Origin of the sequence: Psychrobacter sp. Sarcosine-3u-12 (assembly GCF_002836005.1) — a bacterium.
Classification (GTDB): domain Bacteria; phylum Pseudomonadota; class Gammaproteobacteria; order Pseudomonadales; family Moraxellaceae; genus Psychrobacter; species Psychrobacter okhotskensis.
Map to the genome: position 1 here is coordinate 1 of NZ_PJBY01000021.1, position 2,032 is coordinate 2,032.

The 2,032-nt window shown below is 34.9% G+C and carries 3 protein-coding genes; all 3 read right to left on the reverse strand.

Translation table 11 applies throughout. The features are described from left to right. Positions 1-124: 124 nt before the first annotated feature. Complete coding sequence (locus tag CXF65_RS00890) at positions 125-490, reverse strand: hypothetical protein (protein ID WP_025652071.1); 366 nt, start codon at positions 488-490, stop codon at positions 125-127. Further along, complete coding sequence (locus CXF65_RS00895; RefSeq protein WP_025652072.1) at positions 475-1,308, reverse strand: hypothetical protein; 834 nt, start codon at positions 1,306-1,308, stop codon at positions 475-477. The genes CXF65_RS00890 and CXF65_RS00895 overlap by 16 nt, the downstream gene beginning before the upstream one ends. Positions 1,309-1,329: 21 nt before the next feature. Next, positions 1,330-2,032: DUF2345 domain-containing protein (locus CXF65_RS00900; protein ID WP_157823966.1), on the reverse strand; the 703-nt coding region annotated here is incomplete at its 5' end.

Below are 2,032 nucleotides of genomic sequence, written 5' to 3' on the forward strand. Positions count from 1 at the left end.
AGTGCTCTCTTTTTCTGCTTGGCAGGCAGTAGTTGAAAAAGATAGTGATGCTAATATTAAGGTTACTTTTAGAAGTTTATATTTAAACATAACCATCCCTGTTATTGGTTAACCTCTAAGTATTTCAATTGTTTTTCAAAAAAATAATCTCTTTTTGTAATTCCAACCATTCTGATTTATAGTGAAACTTATAATACTTTACTAAAAAGTCAGCTTTTAATTTATATAATTTTTCATTATTATATCTTGAGATATGTTGTTCAATTAATGGTGCAATAGTGTCAATCTCAAAAAAAGACCACACAGCAGGTATAACGCTTGAAAAATTTAGTGAACAAATAGGGGCTACTTCATAAAACAATGAATATTCAATTGTATCTAAAGAATAACTTTGAACTTTCTTCGCAATAGCATCGTAATTTATTTCATTATCAACAAATAATTCAGATAATGCTGACCATAATTCTCTTTTTTTCACAATACCTTCCATGTAGTAAACTCCTCCGCCTCTTCATATAGAGCTTCACCTACTTCCGAACCTATTAGTCCTCCTAACACACTACCAACTAGTATTACGGCAACGAAACATATAGGAGCACCAGGCCCACAGATTATTGATGCTCCCATTCCTGCAAGCGTACCTCCAGCTAGGCCACCACCAATAGTGCCACCTTGAACAAATGACTCTTTAACTTTATTTTCTGCTGTAGCAATATAATAGATTGCTAAGGCAGCAGTAACTACCCAAAGAACCTTACCTAATACCTTTAAACGTTTTACTTTTATTGTTACACTTTTACGGTTCCTACCAGAAGCCTCTATAATATGGTATTGTACTTTTTGTTTTTCTATTGGACTTAGTTTATTAAATTTTTTGGAAAAAAGTTTTTCTGAATACTTATCCATTAGATCTTCTGTACTAACTCCAACTTTCTTCATTTTAATTGCCCCAGCCTGACTTTGTACTGATGTTATACTTCTTGTTTCTTCCATAATTACGTTACGCATTTTACTACTGTACTCTAAACCTTCTACAACAGTAATCTTTCCACTATCTACTGCCTTTAAAGTCTCATTAGAAATCTCTTTTATTTTTTTAGTATAGTTAATTCTAGCATTTGCATCTTTTATGAAATCTTTAGCGAATTTAGAGGCTGCACCTTCAAATCCTTTGATAGAATGGTTAAGGACTTCCGTCCCATCAACATAATTTATATTATTAATTTTAGCTTGTTCTTCAAGATAAACTCTATCTTTCCAAGCTCTAGTGGCAGAGTTATAATCACTAACTCCTGTGTAACCGCTCATAGAAACCTCCTTTATTTAATATTACTCGGACATTAATTTTAATATATCGTCAACTAAGCTATTTTTAGATTTAGTCTTTTCATCAAATAAAATTTCAAATATTCTTACTTCTTCGCCGTATATATCTTTAAACTCTACATAACTGTTTTCGTCAAATATTGAATCTATAGAATCTCCATTGGTTAGAGTCAAGCGACATTTCATTCCAGCTAAATCAAGAGTATTTTCTTCAAAAGCAACCCAATCTGGTTTTCGTAGTACTGAATTTTTTAGTTTAACGATATGTTGTGGTAACCCCGCCAATCTTAACCCATCCATACCGCCTCCAGCCTTACTATGCTTCCCAGCTTTCTCCGTAAACTGCTTAGCGGCGATAGTGATATTAGCGCCTTCTAAGACAATACTCGCACCACCAGCCGTCAGCGTGATCTTGTTCGTTGCGACTATCTCAACCTCTTTGGTCGAGGAGGCGATGTTTATATCCTGCTTAGCCGTGGCTTCAAGTTTCCCCGTATGGGCAGAAAGGGTGATGTTCTCTTTGGCATTGGTCATACTAAATTGACCATCGGCTATGATATTTAGAGACTCGCTACTGACTTGATGATGACTATCGCCACTACTGATCATCATATCTTGCTGAGTGGTATTAATCATCTCACCCATAGTTCTATGAATCAGTATATCGTCACTGACATAACTTGTGTCTGCTGCGCTGTCGATTAGA

Bases quoted from the DNA above. Each gene is read 5' to 3' on its own strand.
- CXF65_RS00895 (WP_025652072.1), bottom strand. From the start codon at position 1,308: ATGAGCGGTTACACAGGAGTTAGTGATTATAACTCTGCCACTAGAGCT.
- CXF65_RS00890 (WP_025652071.1), bottom strand. From the start codon at position 490: ATGGAAGGTATTGTGAAAAAAAGAGAATTATGGTCAGCATTATCTGAA.